The following is a 13,794-nucleotide window of genomic DNA, read 5'->3' as shown; positions in this document are numbered from 1 at the left end:
GGTATCCCTTTAAAATCTTATTTATGCGTCTTCGCCAAACGCGTTTTTAAGCCAGTCGATCGCATTTCCGGTGAAGGCTACCACATCGAAACGGCAATCCACAGTATCAAAACTCCCATTATGGCGGGCAAGCCACAAGTGGGCAGTCTGTAATAATTTTTGTTGTTTGGCGAGCGTCACGCTGGCGGCAGCACCGCCAAAACGGGACGACTGTCGGAAGCGAACTTCAACAAACACGATGGTCTGACCGTCTTTCATGATCAGGTCAATCTCGCCGCCGCGCCCGCGAACGTTGGCGGCGACAAAGCGCAGTCCTTTGCCTTCAAGCCAGCGACGCGCCTTTAACTCCCACGCGTCGCCGGTCTGTTTACGGCTTAACTGGCCGGGACAATCTGCCCCTGCTGGTATTTGAGCCATGATAACTTCCTGTTAATCACACAATCCTGATCGGCGGTCAGATCGCCGGTATTCCCGTTAAGCTCGAAGCCCGGTACCTGACGCATCTGGGTGAAGTGGTTTGCCAGCGCCCAGGCATCGACGCCCATCGCGTACAGACGCGCCAGGGAATAGTCATTGCGCACCGCGCCCAGCGCCTGCTGCATCAACTGCGGGTTGCTGCCTGCCAGCATGGGGATCTCGCTGTATTGCAGTCCTTCCATTTCCAGACGGAAATCCGGGCCTGCGGTACCCTGTGCGCTGCGTGAGCTGGCGTAGAGCGTTGCACCGCTCTGGCTGCCGTTACGCATGGCGATCATCGGTTTGATAAAGGCGATCTCTTCCGGCGTAGCGACGATGTACGCCGAATCCACTTTACCGCCGCCGCTGATTTGCGCGTCGGTAGGTGGTGCCGGGATCGTCAGACCGCCGATGGTGACGCTCTGCTGCTGCGGCAGGCTGGCGGATACCGGGCTACCGTTGAGGGCAATACCTGCCCCGCCGTTCACGCCCGCTCTCAGTTCGGAAGCTGAGCCAAATTTCTGCTGCAACACCACGCCACCGCCAAGGGTCTGCCACTCTTGCGCAAACGCGTTGGCAACGCGATCGCCCAGCGTGCTGCGTGGGATCAGCAGCAGCGGCGCCTGCTTGCCCTGCTCGTGAATATGGCGGGCCGCATCGCGGGCTTCATCCTCCGGAGAGAGGGCGAAGTAACAGATATTGGCGCGGTTCTGAACCTGCTCAGGCTGGTTAAGCGCCAGCACGTTCAGCGTGGTGTTGCTCTTCATCAGCGCTTCCACGTTGTTTTTCAACAGCGGGCCGACAACGATGCTGGCCCCGTCCTGCTGAACCTGCGCCAGCACCTGGTCAAGCGGCTGGGCGCTGGTGTCGTAGATTTTCAACTCTGCACCAGGATTAGCGCTGGTGGTGGCCACAGCCTGCGGCTGGGTTGCTGGCTGCTGTTCCGGCTGCGCGGTTTGCGGCTGAGGTTGTTCTGCCGTCGCGGGCGCCGGTGTTTCAGCCGGGGCCTGTGTTGCCGCAGGCTCTGGGGTAGCAGGCTGCGTCGTTGGGGCGGTAACCGGATTCTGCATGGTGCCCTGCGCAGGGGTTTGCGCGGTGGTCAGGTCGCTGGTTTCGGCGGCGGACGGGCTGACAACGTCATTCACATTCGCCGCCTGTGCAGCCTGCGCCGGAACCGCGCTGCCGCTGACGGCGGTGGTGCCGTTTTTCGCGGCTTCAAAACCTTGCTGAATGGCGCGACCAAACACCGCAGCCTGACCGTTTAACGGCAGCAGCAGGGCGATTTTGCTGGTGGAGGCGGGCTTAAAGTTTTGCACGTTCACCAGCTGCGTTGGCAGCATTTTCGCTCCCGGGTTTTGCGGGTAACGCTTTTGCCAGTCGGTAATGCCGGCTTTCAGCATGTTCGGATCGCTGCGGTTGTTGAACCACATCTGTTGCAGATCCAGCCAGCCTTGCAGGACATTTTCATCGGCGTTGATTACCAGCGCCTTGGCCTGATCCTGGGTCATGGAGGCGAGCGCCTGCCAGGTTGCGTCAATATTTTTTTGCTTGTCTGCACCCGCGAGCAGAGGCTCCTGGGCAATCAGCGCGCGGAGTAGCGTCAGGGAAGGGCGACCCTGCTCAGCGGTGATACCGGCCTGCCAGAAACGGGCCTGCTGGTTTTTATCCAGCGTGCTGAGATCGATGGTGCCGAGGATCTTCTTCGCGCCGTCGTAATCTTTTTGCGCGACCTTCAGTTCTGCCGACAGCAGCGTCTGCTCATGGCGCTGAGTGTCGTTAAGATCCTGCGGCAGCTGGCTGAACAGCTCGGCGGCCTGCTGGGTTTTCCCTTCTTTCAGCAGTGCACGAATGGCGAGTAATTGCCAGTTGATCCTGGTATCATTTGTACTCTGCGACATTTGTTGCAGATAAAAGCCAGAATCAGCCTGAGCGGATCCCTGCATATGAGCAGTGCTCTGGTCAGGTGCCTGGGTGCCGCAGCCGGTAAAGATCAGGGCTGCCAGCAGGAGGGGCACGCTGTGCGCGGCTTTTTTTCGAAGAAACGTTAACGGTACCATACTGTATCCAGTGATTTTTTTACGCAATGCTCAATATTAAATCGGCAATACGGACGAAACAATGAAACAACACGAAACGGCAGATAATTCTCAAGGCCAGCTTTATATTGTACCTACTCCTATCGGGAATTTGTCTGATATTACCCAACGTGCGCTCACCGTATTGCAAGCTGTTGATTTAATTGCGGCTGAAGACACCCGTCATACCGGTTTACTGTTACAACACTTTGCCATCAACGCCCGTTTGTTTGCCCTGCACGATCACAATGAGCAACAAAAAGCCGAAACGCTGGTGGCGAAGCTTAAAGAAGGGCAGAACATCGCGCTGGTCTCCGATGCGGGAACGCCGCTGATCAACGATCCGGGCTACCATCTGGTACGCACCTGCCGGGAAGCTGGCATCCGCGTTGTGCCGCTGCCGGGGCCGTGCGCGGCGATTGCGGCGTTAAGCGCTGCGGGTCTGCCGTCCGATCGTTTCTGCTACGAAGGTTTCCTGCCAGCTAAATCCAAAGGTCGCCGCGATGTATTAAAGGATCTGGAAGCCGAACCGCGTACGTTGATCTTCTACGAATCCACTCACCGTCTGCTGGAAAGCCTGGAGGATATGGTGACCGTCTGGGGCGAAGGGCGCTACGTGGTGCTGGCGCGCGAGCTGACCAAAACGTGGGAAACCATTCACGGTGCGCCGGTCGGCGAACTGCTGGCGTGGGTGAAAGAAGACGAAAACCGCCGCAAGGGCGAAATGGTGCTGATTGTCGAAGGCCACAAAGCGCAGGAAGACGCTCTGCCTGCCGATGCGCTGCGTACGCTGGCCCTGCTACAGGCTGAACTTCCTCTGAAAAAAGCGGCGGCGCTGGCGGCGGAGATCCACGGCGTGAAGAAAAATGCGCTGTATAAATATGCGCTGGAGCAGCAGGGGGAGTAAGACCCTGCCGCCTGTTTTGCCGGGTGGCGGCTTCGCCTTACCCGGCCTACACCGTGTCAAAGCCTCACTATTTCCCCGGCATCGCCTCAAACACCAGCGTTTCCAGCGGTTGCAGCGTAATCACCACAGCGTTTTTATACTCCTCTGGTACGGTCGAATTACTGCCGTACACGGCTTTCAGGGTAAACTGCGAACGCTCTCCTGCCGGGATCTCAAAATCTTTGGTTAAATCCAGGAAGTAACGTTGCGGCTTATCCGATGGGTTGCGTAAGCCAAAAATCGCTTTGTCTTTACTCCATGAGGCCCAGCCGTAAACCTCAAGCAAAGTTGGGTCACCGCCAATCCAGTGAGTATCCACCAGCACGCTGGCATTCTCACGCGACCATTTCGCCGCCTGCGCCAGGGTATCCCACTTCGCCTTATTCAGCATGGACGGCGTAATGTACAGCTCCTGAAGCTGAGTTCCGGTTGCGAAGTAGCTCCAGACCTGATCGGCAAAATCGCTGTCTGTTTGCACTTTCTCGAGTCCATAGTAAGCGTTCTCTGCGCTGACGATCCCGTGGTACATCAGTGAGTTAAGCGGGAACAGCGGACCTTTACGCACGATGGATCGCCAGGTTTCGGCATCGCGGTAGGTCATCCACTGCTGCACTGGCGTGCCGGGGCCGTACAGGTTGATATCATCGCCCTGACGCCAGATTGAATCAGCATAGAACAGCCAGGACGGGCTGGCGTCGGTGCCGGTGGTCAGGTTGATAAACAGGTTCGGATTTGCGCTGCGCATGTTGTGCAGCAGGGCAATGGACGCGTCAAAATCCGATGCAAATGGGCTGCCCTTGATATGCGAATTGGCGTTACCCATTCCGTCGAGCTTGAACGAGGTAATATGCTCGTTTTTGATCAGCTTGATGATCTGATCGTTAAAGTTTTTAAAATAGTTCGGCCCTGACAGCGCCAGCTTGCCGTCTACGGTTTCGAAACCATACTCTTTTGCATGCGAGACGCGAATATCGCGCGGCTTGTTGTATCCGCCCCACGGAGAAAGCCACAGCCCAACCGAGCTATGCAGGCTGTCGGCTTTTTCCCTGACTTTGCCAAAACCGTTGCTGAATGCCGGGCCAAACAGCCAGCGTCCGGTGCGATCGTCCCAGCCATCGTCCAGCAGGAACGCGTCCAGCGCCACCCCGCGTCCGGCAATAAATTCTTTATTCCATTCGTCCATCCGCCCAATGACATCCTGCTCGGAGTAAGGGGTAAAGAAGCCGATGTCCATCCAGCTGTTGTAGTGCAGGTAAGGCTTATAAGGCCGTGGACGCACGGCATCGATAAACTGGTTTACGCTGCGGCGCAGCTGATTAGTTTCCGGGAAAGTGCCGAACCAGGTGGTAAAACTAACCGGTGTCTCAGGCAGAATTGGCGTTTTCAGCTCCACGTTGAGGTTCGTGGTGGCTTCATAAGCGTAAGTATTCACAATCGGTTTGTCTGGCAGGATGAAGAACGAGTCGGCCACGATTGGCGAGCTGTTAATCGCCCCGTCAACGTAAGGTGCCTGAGACTGCTTCTTCGTCGGGAAGAAGGTAATTTTCGCTACGTCCCGGGGCTGCCCGACGGCGGCGATGGTGTAGCCGATGCTGGCGTATTTTCCCTTCACCAGGTTCAGTTTCACCGTTACGTTAAAATCCGGATGCGTAAAGTCGATGACTATCGCATTGTCCTGCTTTTCGACGTGCCTGATTTTGAAATCAGCGGTGTGGATTTTTGTTTCATCCGGTAGCGTCAGAAAGAACAACTCCTGGGGCGTGAGCGGATGGTTAGCTTTGCTGTCCGTTACCACTACCGTTGCATTTGCATCATCAAACGAAAGGGCAATATTGTCGTTACTGAGCGCGTAGTTTGCTGCCGCCGCACCATGAGAAACACAGAGAGTCAGCAGCGAGAGAGTGAGCATTTTTTTCATCGGGGTAAGATCCTTATCAGTAATGCTTCAGCATTCGGTTGATGGACTGTTCCAGCCAGTAGCGCTGGGTGCCGAAGTTAATACGCAGGTAGTTTTCGCCGTTTTGTACGTAGTGGCTGCCATCTTCAATGACCACGCCAGCCTGTTTTGCGAAATGTTGAGTTAGCGCCGTCGCACTGCGATCGTCCGCACTGACGTCTATCCAGGCGAGATACGACGACTCCGGGTTCATCATCTTCCATGCAGGAAAATGGGTCTGGATGGCATCCGCAAGGTAGCGGGCATTGCCGCGCAGATAACCATTCAGCGCGTCGAGCCATGGCAGACCTTGCTGATAAGCCAGAATAATTCCCCACACGCCGAAGATATTGGGCGAGGTAATGGAGTTCTTCTCCAGCTGCTGGCGGAAACGCTGGCGCAGCGAATCGTCTGGAATCATTGAGTAGGATGTTTTTAGCCCGCCAAGGTTGAAGGCTTTATTGGGGGAGGTCAGCACAATCAGGTTGTCCTGGGCGGCACAGCCCGAAGTCAGACAACTGACGAATGTACCGTCCAGAATGTGCTCGGCGTGAACCTCATCAACCACCAGAATCGTGCCGTAGCGCTTACAGAGATCGGACACCTGACGTATCTCATCCGCGCGCCAGATTCGGCCCGAAGGGTTATGCGGCGAGCAGAAGAACCACAGTTTTGGACGGTGAGTTTTGAGCTGAACTTCAATCAGATTAAAATCCAGCTGATAGCGGTTTTCCTTCACGCTCAGCGGATTTGCAAGCACCCGCACGCCCTGTCGCTGTGTCGCCATCGCAAACGGGTCATACACTGGGGTATTCATCATCACGCAGTCCCCGGGTTTGCAGAACGCCTGAACCGTATAGTGCAGCGTGGAAACGGTGCCGTAGGTCAGGGTGATCCATGACTTATGCACCTCAACCTGATGACGGGTGCGCTGGAAGGCGATGACCGCATCGTAGAATTCGTCGAAGCACCAGGTGTAACCGAAGGTGCCATGCTCCACGATGCGCTGGAAGCCTTCAATCACGGCGGGTGGCGAGGTGAAATCCATATCTGCTATCCACAGCGGGATAAATCCCTCCGGGACATCACCGAAACGCGAGCACACAAACGCATGATCCCATTTACGGCATTTATCGCTTTTACGCTCAATGATTCTGTCGAAATCAAACACAACGTCCCCCTGTTAAATTAAGGCTTCAATGCCGGATTTGACGCTCTGCACCTGCGGGCCGATGATCACCTGAACGCTGTGGGCATCAAGCACCACTACTGACAAGGCGCCCGCGGCCTTCAGCGCCTGCTGGTCGATAAGCCCCATATCTTTTACCACCAGACGTAAGCGGGTGATGCAGTTGTCGAGCGACTCAATATTCTCTTTACCGCCAAGCGCGCGAAGAATAAGCCCATGATCGTATTTCGATTTTCCACGTGCCCGGGTATTGGCTTCCACCGCCTGGAGCGCACCCTGCGCGTCAACCTCACGGCCCGGCGTTTTAATATCGTGCCTGAGGATGTACCAGCGGAAGACGAAGAAGTAGATAGCAAACCAGGCAATACCCACCGGGAACAGCAGATACCATTTGGTCGACATCCCCTGCATGACGCCGAAGATCAGCAGATCCAGAATGCCGCCGTCGGTGTTGCCGATGGTGACGCCGAGCAGCGCCATCACCATCAGCGCCAGGCCAGACATAACGATATGAAACGCGTAAAGCACAGGGGCAATAAACAGGAACAGGAACTCAATCGGCTCTGAAATACCCGTGACAACTGAAACCAGCACGCCTGAAAGCAGCAGCCCTTTAATCACCGGACGGTTTTCCGGGCGCGCGGTGCGGTAGATAGCGTAAGCCACGGCAGGCAGGCCGAAGATAAATGTCGGCATAAACCCTTGCGATAAAAATGCCGTAACGTGCGGGCTAAACGGCAGGCCAGCTTTCAGCTCGGCGTAGAAAATGTTCAGCGCACCGGCCACTTCCTGGCCGTTAACCATCTCAATGCCGCCCGCCGGGGTGAAGCGCACCATCGCCAGCAGGATGTGGTGCAGGCCAAAAGGTTTGAGCAGCAGTACGCCTACGCCATACAGGAACGGCCCAAAGACGCTGGTGCTCTGGATGATATGACCAATCCCGGCAATGCCCATTGCCACATATTCCCACAGCAGGGGGATAAACAAGCCGACCAGCGACAGGGTGAGGGCGGTAATGATGGGCACAAAACGAATGCCGCTAAAGAAGGCAAACGCGTCGTGCAGTACCGTGTCCTGGAAACGTTCGTGCAGGAAGTAGGTGATCACCCCTACCACAATGCCGCCGAGCACGCCCATCTCCAGCGTTTGAATGCCAAGCACAATGGATTGTCCCACCTGTCTCATGGTGGCGGCATCCGCAAGCTGGTGGGTGGCGGTCAGGTAGTAGTTGATGCTCATGTTCATCAGCATGTAGCCAACGAATCCGGCAAAAGCGCCAACCGCTTTATTACGTCTGGCAAGGCCCATCGGGATCGCCATGGCAAACATCAGCGGCAGATAGGTAAAAGCAAAGCCGCCGACCATGGCGATAAAACCAAAGGTGAGCTGCGTTAACTCGCCGCCCAGAAAGGGAAAACTTTTGATGGTGGAAGGGCTGGTGACAGAACTACCGATACCTAACAACAACCCCATAAAGGCCAACAGTGAGACCGGGAACATAAACGTCTTTCCCAGGCTCTGGAAAAACTCCCACGCTTTCGATTTAAACGACTTTTCCTGTGTCATGTAGGGACTCCTCGGTTTTTTAGGATAATGGAAGGCGCTGTCCGGCTTAAGGACGCGCCTTCATATTTGCGAGGCTTATAGTTATTTTTTTAGGTACTAACGTTATGCGCGATGGGTTCAGGCTTCAGCCGCAAGCAGCAGCCGGTTCGCCGAGCCGCAAACGGTGATTTTGCTTCTGACCACCTCTTTCATGGCATCCATGCCGACGCGCATGTAGAAGCGCGGATCGTTGCCCTGTGGGTTCTCGGCAAACCAGGCTTTGACTGCGTCAGAGAAGGCGATTTTCAGCTCTGTTGCGACGTTAACTTTGCAGACGCCCAGCTCAATGGTGCGGCGCACATCCTCATCCGGCACATCACTCGCACCGTGCAGCACCAGCGGCACTGTCACTACCTCGCGGATCTCGGCCAGCCGCTGGAAGTCGATTTTTGGGCGTTTGGTATAAAGACCGTGCGCGGTACCGATGGCAACGGCGAGGCTGTCCACGCCTGTCATTTCGACAAAGCGTTTTGCTTCCTGCGGGTCGGTCAGGAACGCGCTTTCGGCGTCGACGCTCATGTCATCTTCCACTCCGCCCAGTCGGCCCAGTTCGGCCTCGACGCTACAGTCGTTGAGGTGGCAGAAATCGACGACCGATTTCACCAGCTTGACGTTCTGTTCGAAGGGGTAATGGCTACCGTCGATCATTGCGCTACGTACGCCGGCATGGACTTTGCGACGAATGTCGTCCAGCGATTCGTGGTGATCGAGGTGTAGCGCCAGCGGCATGTCATAAGTAAGGGAATATGCGCTGCACAAGGCGTAGATCTCTTCCAGCGCAATATGTTTAAACGTCCCCGGCGTACCCGCGAGGATTACCGGCGATCGCATTTCGCTACAGACTTCGAGGATCGCCTGGATCGTCTCGGCGTTATGGATGTTAAAGGCCGGAACGGCATAGCCCTTCGCCTGTGCGTCCTGCAAAAGATATTTGGTAGAAATAATACTCATGAGCCTGTCCTCTTAAGCCTGCCACGGATGAATAACGACGCCCTGGACCACACGGTTAACCGTACCGCTAGCGGATGGCGTATCCGGCGTATTGCCAACGTGCAGAGACTGGGTCAGTGCGAAGACCTGGGCGTACATCAGGAAGCAGAACGCCTGCTCCATATCGTTAAATGAACGGGAAGGCGGCAGCAGGATATGCGGGCCAGCTTCAATGACCGGATCCGTTTCGGCTGCAATGGCTACCACGCGCATGGCCTGACGATCGCGTCGCAATTCGGCGAGCAGATCCCGATCGTACTGACGCGTATACGGATGGCTGGAGACAAACACGACGACCAGCGTTTCGTTGTCCACCAGCGACTTAGGCCCATGACGGAAACCTGTTGGCGAATCGTAGAATGCCGCCAGCTTGCCGGCGGTCAGCTCCAGCACCTTCAGCGCAGACTCCCGTGCGGCGCCCTGTAATCCACCGCTGCCCAGATAAACAATGCGTTTCCACGGTTCGTTACCAAAGACGCCGGGACTGAAATCGCCAAGCGATGTGAGGATCGCCTGACAGCGATCGGACACGTCGCGGAACGTTTTGCTGTTGATCGTTTCCGGTGCGAATACCGCCAGGCAGCTCGCCATCATGGTGGTGATGCTGCTTGTCATCGCGAACCCGCGATCGTGCGTTTCGGCTGGCATGAGCAGAGCGCAGGCGTTATCGCTGTCGACGGCATTCTGGTACAGGCTGCCTGCTTCATTACAGGTGATCGACAGGTGGTAGCACTCCGGTACAAACTGATTCGCCAGCTCAACGGCGGCGACGCTCTCCGGGCTATTGCCAGAACGGGCGAAAGAGACCAGCAGCAGCGGGTGCGAAGGGCTGAAATAATCCATCGGGTTGGTGACCAGATCGGTCGTAGGTATCGCGGTGATGTTTTTCCCCGTGTGGCTGGCAAGCCATGGCGCAATGATGTCGCCGATAAAAGCAGACGTACCCGCGCCGGTCAGAACGATCCGCAGATCGGGCTTGCGCAACAGTGGCGTCAGAAAACTGTCGATCGACGCGCGCAGATTATCAATATTGTTGAGCGAGCGAAGCCAGCTGGCTGGCTGCTGGCGGATCTCTTTTTCGGTCCAGGTGCCGGTGGTGGCGATAGTGGTTTGTGGCATAACTCAGTCCTTAGTCGTGTGAATTCCACATCAGACGCTGGCAAATGTGTCGCTATCTTTCGTTTCGTTTCACTTGTTCACTTTAGCAGTTAAATAAAATTTATAGAAAAGAAATCGAAAGTTCAATGGCGAAAAAGAAATAAAACGAAAAGTGTGATCGCGAAAGGAAAGGCGAAAATCAAGGAAAGGAAAAGAAAGGCCTTACGATCGTCTTCCGTAAGGCCAACAGGGCACACTGTGAAGGGGCTACAGGGAAAGAGCCTGACCCTGGATCCAGATCTGCCGGAGGTGTAAACCCGCATCCAGCGCAAGAACATTGGCGCGTTTGCCTGGCGCTAACGTTCCCAGCAGGTGATCCATACCGAGCAGACGAGCAGGATGCAGCGAGGCCATATGGATTGCGTTTTCTGGGGCGATCCCCGTATGCTCCACCATATTTCGCACGGCGGCATCCAGCGCGAGCGTGCTGCCCGCCAGCCCGCCTGAGGCCGTGCGGACAACGCCGCCCTGCATCTCGACATTTTCACCACACAACGTATAGCGCCCATCAGGCATACCCGCCGCCTGCATGGCATCGGTAATCAGCACCGTACGATCCTTCGCGCAGCAACAACATAGCCGCATGGCTCCAGGATGAACGTGATGCCCGTCGGCAATAAGCTCCAGCCACGCGCGTGGGTCCGTAAGCCCGGCGCCAACCATGCCGGGCTCCCGGTGGTGTAACCCCGTCATGCCGTTGTAGCAGTGCACCAGCCCGGCTGCGCCTGCATCAAATGCGGCCAGGGTTTGCGCGTATGTAGCGGCGCTGTGGCCCAGCATGACGCGTATCCCTTTTTGCTTGAGGTGATGGATCGCCTTCAGGGCATCCACTTTTTCCGGAGCAAGCGCCACCACCCGCAGCGTGTTCTGCGAAACCGCAATCAGCTCATCAAGTTCCGCGAGATCCAGTTCGCGAAACAGTTCTGGCGGGTGCGCCCCTTTGTTCTGCGGTGTAAAGTACGGGCCTTCCAGATAGCTGCCCAGGATCTGCGCGCCGGTGCCACCGGCATGACAGCGCCGGGCAATGCGCCGTAACGCACCATGGATCGCCTCCAGCGGAGCGGTGACGGTGGTAGGCAGAAACGCCCCCACGCCTTCACGCGCTTTGTGCACGGCTAACCGGTCCAGCACGTCGGGCGCATCATCCATCACATCCACACCCGCGCCGCCGTGGACGTGGATATCAATGTATGCCGGGCAAAGCAGGTCTGCCTCGCGGGTATTAACCCCTGCCGGAATCGGCTCGATGGCGGTGATGACGCCTCTATCCATACGCAGCTGATGGTCATCCAGCCAGCCCTGCCCGGTAAGCAGACGACGCGCGCGCAGCAGCTGGCTCATATCCCTTCCTCGGCGGGCGCTTCCTCGCGACAGCGTGCAAGTTCATCCACCAGGCTGGTCAGGCCGCGATGGCCGCACTCCAGCGCCTGCAAACGAAAGGCTTCACTGCTTAATCCGTCGCGCTCCAGAACCATCTCCAGCAAAAGCTGGAGATTGGTGCCGGTGATCACTTCGCTGCCGGGGCGCTGCATCGCGAGGGTAGAGGCCACACGAAACGGCGTACCGCCGAGAAGATCGGTGAGAAACACAATATCGTGCTCTGCATCCAGTTCATTCACTGCCTGCTCAAGCTGCGCGGTCAGCCGCGCAGTGGTGGAGCTTTCCGGAAAATCGATGGCGATAAACTGCGGCTGTTCGCCGAGGATTTGCTTCATCGCCTGTTCCAGCCCGCTGGCAAAACCGCCGTGACCCGTCAAAATAATGCCTAACATCGCAACCTCTTTGCTTATTACAGGAAGTGACAGAATTTACCGACAACGCCCAGCACCACGGTGATACCAATCAGGCGCAGCGGGCTCCAGCCACGGCGTACCAGCCAGAACATGGTCAGGGTGTAGACCAGCGGCAGAAAGGCGGGCATCAGTTTGTCGATCACATCGGTTTGCAGTTTGACGACTGCATCCCCGGCTTTAATCTCGAGTGTGGTATTCAGGCGCACATAGGTTGCCACCAGCGCACCAATCACTGTCATCCCGACAATGGACGCAGCATGACCAACCTTTTTGGTGTTGGCCTTGATCAGCGGGATCGCGGCGACCCCCATTCGGTAGGCATAGTGCGCCAGACCAAAACGCAGGCCGAGATGCACCACGTTAAACAGCACGATAAAGACCACCGCGCCAAGAATGGATCCCTGTAGCGCCAGGCTGGCGCCAATCCCCCCGCAGATGGGCAGCAGGGTCAGCCAGAACATGGCGTCACCAATGCCACCGAGCGGTGCGCCGACGGCAATTTTAGTGCTCTGGATGCTGTTCACATCCTGCTTGGAACGCTCCATTGCCAGAATAATGCCGATGACGAAGGTCACCAGGAACGGGTGGGTGTTAAAGAAACCCATATGGCCTTTCATGGCGCGCGCCAGGTCCCGCTTATTGGTGTGGATCTTTTTCAGCGCGGGCAGTAGCCCATACAGCCAGCCGGAGGCCTGCATACGCTCGTAGTTAAACGAGGCCTGTAGCAGCATGGAACGCCAGGCGACACGGTTAATATCCTTTTTCGTTAGCTCAGCGCCAATACTCTGGTCTTCGTAGACGTTTTCATTCACGCCGGTCAGCAGTGTCTCTTCACTTTCAGACACGCCCGGCAGGGTGGTGTGATTAGATGCCATCTTCAAATTCCTCTTTCTGGGCCGCAGGCGCCGTGGGTTCAGGCGATTTGCGCAGCAGGTCGATCAGCGCCATCGCCAGCGCAGCCGCGGCAATCGCCAGCACCGGGAGTTTCAGCCAGGCCGCGGCGACAAAGCCGATAATGAAGTAAGGGATGTAAACGTTTTTCATCATGATCTTCAGCAGCACGGCGAAGCCGATCGCTGGCATGATGCCGCCCGCGACGCCGAGACCGTCGATCAGACGTTCCGGCAGCACGTCAATGGCGGTTTTCGCATGTTCAGCCCCGAAGTAGATGGGCAGAAACGCGCACAGGAAGTAGAAGACGCCGAGCGCCAGCAGTGCCAGATAGTTGACCCGTTCAATACCACGGGTGTCTGCGTTAGCCGCCATGCGATCGCAACGGGACATCACGCCGGACATCACCGAGAAGAGGAAGGTGATCCCCATCTGAACCGCCACGGCAAACGGCACGGCGACCCCAACGGCGACATCCGGCTTCACGCCTGTAGTAATGGCAAATGTGGTGCCAACGATGGTGCCGATAATCACGTTTGGCGGCTGCGCGCCCGCCAGCGGCGCGAGTCCCATCCAGACCAGTTCTAACGTACCGCCGGTCAGAATTCCGGTGTGCAAATCGCCCAGAATCAGGCCAACCAGTGGCCCGAGCACCACCGGACGGTGCATGTGTGTTAAGCCGTTAAACATATCCAGGCCCGCTATAAAGGCGAGAAGCCCCAGCGCGAAAGCCTGCAACAGACTGATTTCCATTG

The 13,794-nt window shown here is 56.7% G+C and carries 12 protein-coding genes; 1 reads left to right on the top strand and 11 read right to left on the bottom strand.

The window, feature by feature from the left end; genetic code table 11:
- Positions 1-21: 21 nt before the first annotated feature.
- Together ACJTMZ_RS15555 and ACJTMZ_RS15550 are read right to left on the bottom strand one after the other, a co-directional pair.
- On the bottom strand, positions 22-417 hold the full coding sequence (locus ACJTMZ_RS15555; protein ID WP_017382447.1) for a YraN family protein: 396 nt from the start codon (positions 415-417) through the stop codon (positions 22-24).
- On the bottom strand, positions 375-2,513 hold the full coding sequence (locus ACJTMZ_RS15550) for a penicillin-binding protein activator (protein WP_045907595.1): 2,139 nt from the start codon (positions 2,511-2,513) through the stop codon (positions 375-377). The genes ACJTMZ_RS15555 and ACJTMZ_RS15550 overlap by 43 nt, the downstream gene beginning before the upstream one ends.
- Positions 2,514-2,574: 61 nt before the next feature.
- Between ACJTMZ_RS15550 and rsmI the strand changes: the two genes are divergently transcribed.
- On the top strand, positions 2,575-3,438 hold the full coding sequence (gene rsmI, locus ACJTMZ_RS15545) for a 16S rRNA (cytidine(1402)-2'-O)-methyltransferase (protein ID WP_000809144.1): 864 nt from the start codon (positions 2,575-2,577) through the stop codon (positions 3,436-3,438).
- A 67-nt stretch (positions 3,439-3,505) separates the two neighbouring features.
- Here the strand turns inward: rsmI and ACJTMZ_RS15540 are convergent, their stop codons facing one another.
- The 9 genes from ACJTMZ_RS15540 to agaW form a co-directional block, all read right to left on the bottom strand.
- Positions 3,506-5,395, bottom strand: a complete 1,890-nt coding sequence (locus tag ACJTMZ_RS15540) for an enterotoxin (protein ID WP_163278605.1) — start codon at positions 5,393-5,395, stop codon at positions 3,506-3,508.
- A gap of 16 nt (positions 5,396-5,411) precedes the next feature.
- The gene (locus ACJTMZ_RS15535) at positions 5,412-6,584 is read right to left on the bottom strand and encodes a MalY/PatB family protein (RefSeq protein ID WP_032672046.1); all 1,173 of its coding nucleotides are present in this window, start codon (positions 6,582-6,584) and stop codon (positions 5,412-5,414) included.
- Positions 6,585-6,596: 12 nt separating this feature from the next.
- The gene (gene malX / locus ACJTMZ_RS15530; protein WP_017382443.1) at positions 6,597-8,168 is read right to left on the bottom strand and encodes a maltose/glucose-specific PTS transporter subunit IIBC; all 1,572 of its coding nucleotides are present in this window, start codon (positions 8,166-8,168) and stop codon (positions 6,597-6,599) included.
- A 117-nt stretch (positions 8,169-8,285) separates the two neighbouring features.
- Positions 8,286-9,158 carry a tagatose-bisphosphate aldolase subunit KbaY gene (gene kbaY / locus ACJTMZ_RS15525; protein ID WP_032104419.1) on the bottom strand — a complete coding sequence of 291 codons (873 nt, stop codon included), beginning with the start codon at positions 9,156-9,158 and terminating at the stop codon, positions 8,286-8,288.
- A 12-nt stretch (positions 9,159-9,170) separates the two neighbouring features.
- Entirely contained in the window at positions 9,171-10,316 is a 1,146-nt protein-coding gene (locus ACJTMZ_RS15520; protein WP_015571960.1) for an SIS domain-containing protein, read from the bottom strand.
- 246 nt (positions 10,317-10,562) lie between these two features.
- A complete protein-coding gene (gene nagA / locus ACJTMZ_RS15515; RefSeq protein WP_062938083.1) occupies positions 10,563-11,696 on the bottom strand; it encodes an N-acetylglucosamine-6-phosphate deacetylase in 1,134 nt (377 codons plus the stop codon).
- Positions 11,693-12,127, bottom strand: coding sequence for a PTS galactosamine/N-acetylgalactosamine transporter subunit IIA (gene agaF / locus ACJTMZ_RS15510; protein ID WP_017382441.1), 435 nt, complete (start codon positions 12,125-12,127; stop codon positions 11,693-11,695). The genes nagA and agaF overlap by 4 nt, the downstream gene beginning before the upstream one ends.
- A gap of 17 nt (positions 12,128-12,144) precedes the next feature.
- Positions 12,145-13,023 (bottom strand): PTS N-acetylgalactosamine transporter subunit IID, encoded by an 879-nt coding sequence (gene agaE, locus ACJTMZ_RS15505; protein WP_017693933.1) that lies wholly within the window; start codon positions 13,021-13,023, stop codon positions 12,145-12,147.
- Complete coding sequence (agaW, locus tag ACJTMZ_RS15500; RefSeq protein WP_003861730.1) at positions 13,013-13,792, bottom strand: PTS N-acetylgalactosamine transporter subunit IIC; 780 nt, start codon at positions 13,790-13,792, stop codon at positions 13,013-13,015. Before agaW ends, agaE begins: the two co-directional genes overlap by 11 nt.
- Positions 13,793-13,794 lie beyond the last annotated feature (2 nt).

It is taken from the genome of Enterobacter sp. DN (genome assembly GCF_046054285.1).
GTDB classification, from domain to species: domain Bacteria; phylum Pseudomonadota; class Gammaproteobacteria; order Enterobacterales; family Enterobacteriaceae; genus Enterobacter; species Enterobacter hormaechei_C.
The sequence above is the reverse complement of the archived record's forward strand: the minus strand, read 5'-3'. Positions and strand labels throughout refer to the sequence as shown.

Excerpts from the sequence above, each read along its gene's own strand:
- ACJTMZ_RS15555 (WP_017382447.1), bottom strand. The coding sequence starts at position 417 with ATGGCTCAAATACCAGCAGGGGCAGATTGTCCCGGCCAGTTAAGCCGT.
- ACJTMZ_RS15550 (WP_045907595.1), bottom strand. The coding sequence starts at position 2,513 with ATGGTACCGTTAACGTTTCTTCGAAAAAAAGCCGCGCACAGCGTGCCC.
- rsmI (WP_000809144.1), top strand. The coding sequence starts at position 2,575 with ATGAAACAACACGAAACGGCAGATAATTCTCAAGGCCAGCTTTATATT.
- ACJTMZ_RS15540 (WP_163278605.1), bottom strand. The coding sequence starts at position 5,395 with ATGAAAAAAATGCTCACTCTCTCGCTGCTGACTCTCTGTGTTTCTCAT.
- malX (WP_017382443.1), bottom strand. The coding sequence starts at position 8,168 with ATGACACAGGAAAAGTCGTTTAAATCGAAAGCGTGGGAGTTTTTCCAG.
- kbaY (WP_032104419.1), bottom strand. The coding sequence starts at position 9,158 with ATGAGTATTATTTCTACCAAATATCTTTTGCAGGACGCACAGGCGAAG.
- ACJTMZ_RS15520 (WP_015571960.1), bottom strand. The coding sequence starts at position 10,316 with ATGCCACAAACCACTATCGCCACCACCGGCACCTGGACCGAAAAAGAG.
- nagA (WP_062938083.1), bottom strand. The coding sequence starts at position 11,696 with ATGAGCCAGCTGCTGCGCGCGCGTCGTCTGCTTACCGGGCAGGGCTGG.
- agaF (WP_017382441.1), bottom strand. The coding sequence starts at position 12,127 with ATGTTAGGCATTATTTTGACGGGTCACGGCGGTTTTGCCAGCGGGCTG.
- agaE (WP_017693933.1), bottom strand. The coding sequence starts at position 13,023 with ATGGCATCTAATCACACCACCCTGCCGGGCGTGTCTGAAAGTGAAGAG.
- agaW (WP_003861730.1), bottom strand. The coding sequence starts at position 13,792 with ATGGAAATCAGTCTGTTGCAGGCTTTCGCGCTGGGGCTTCTCGCCTTT.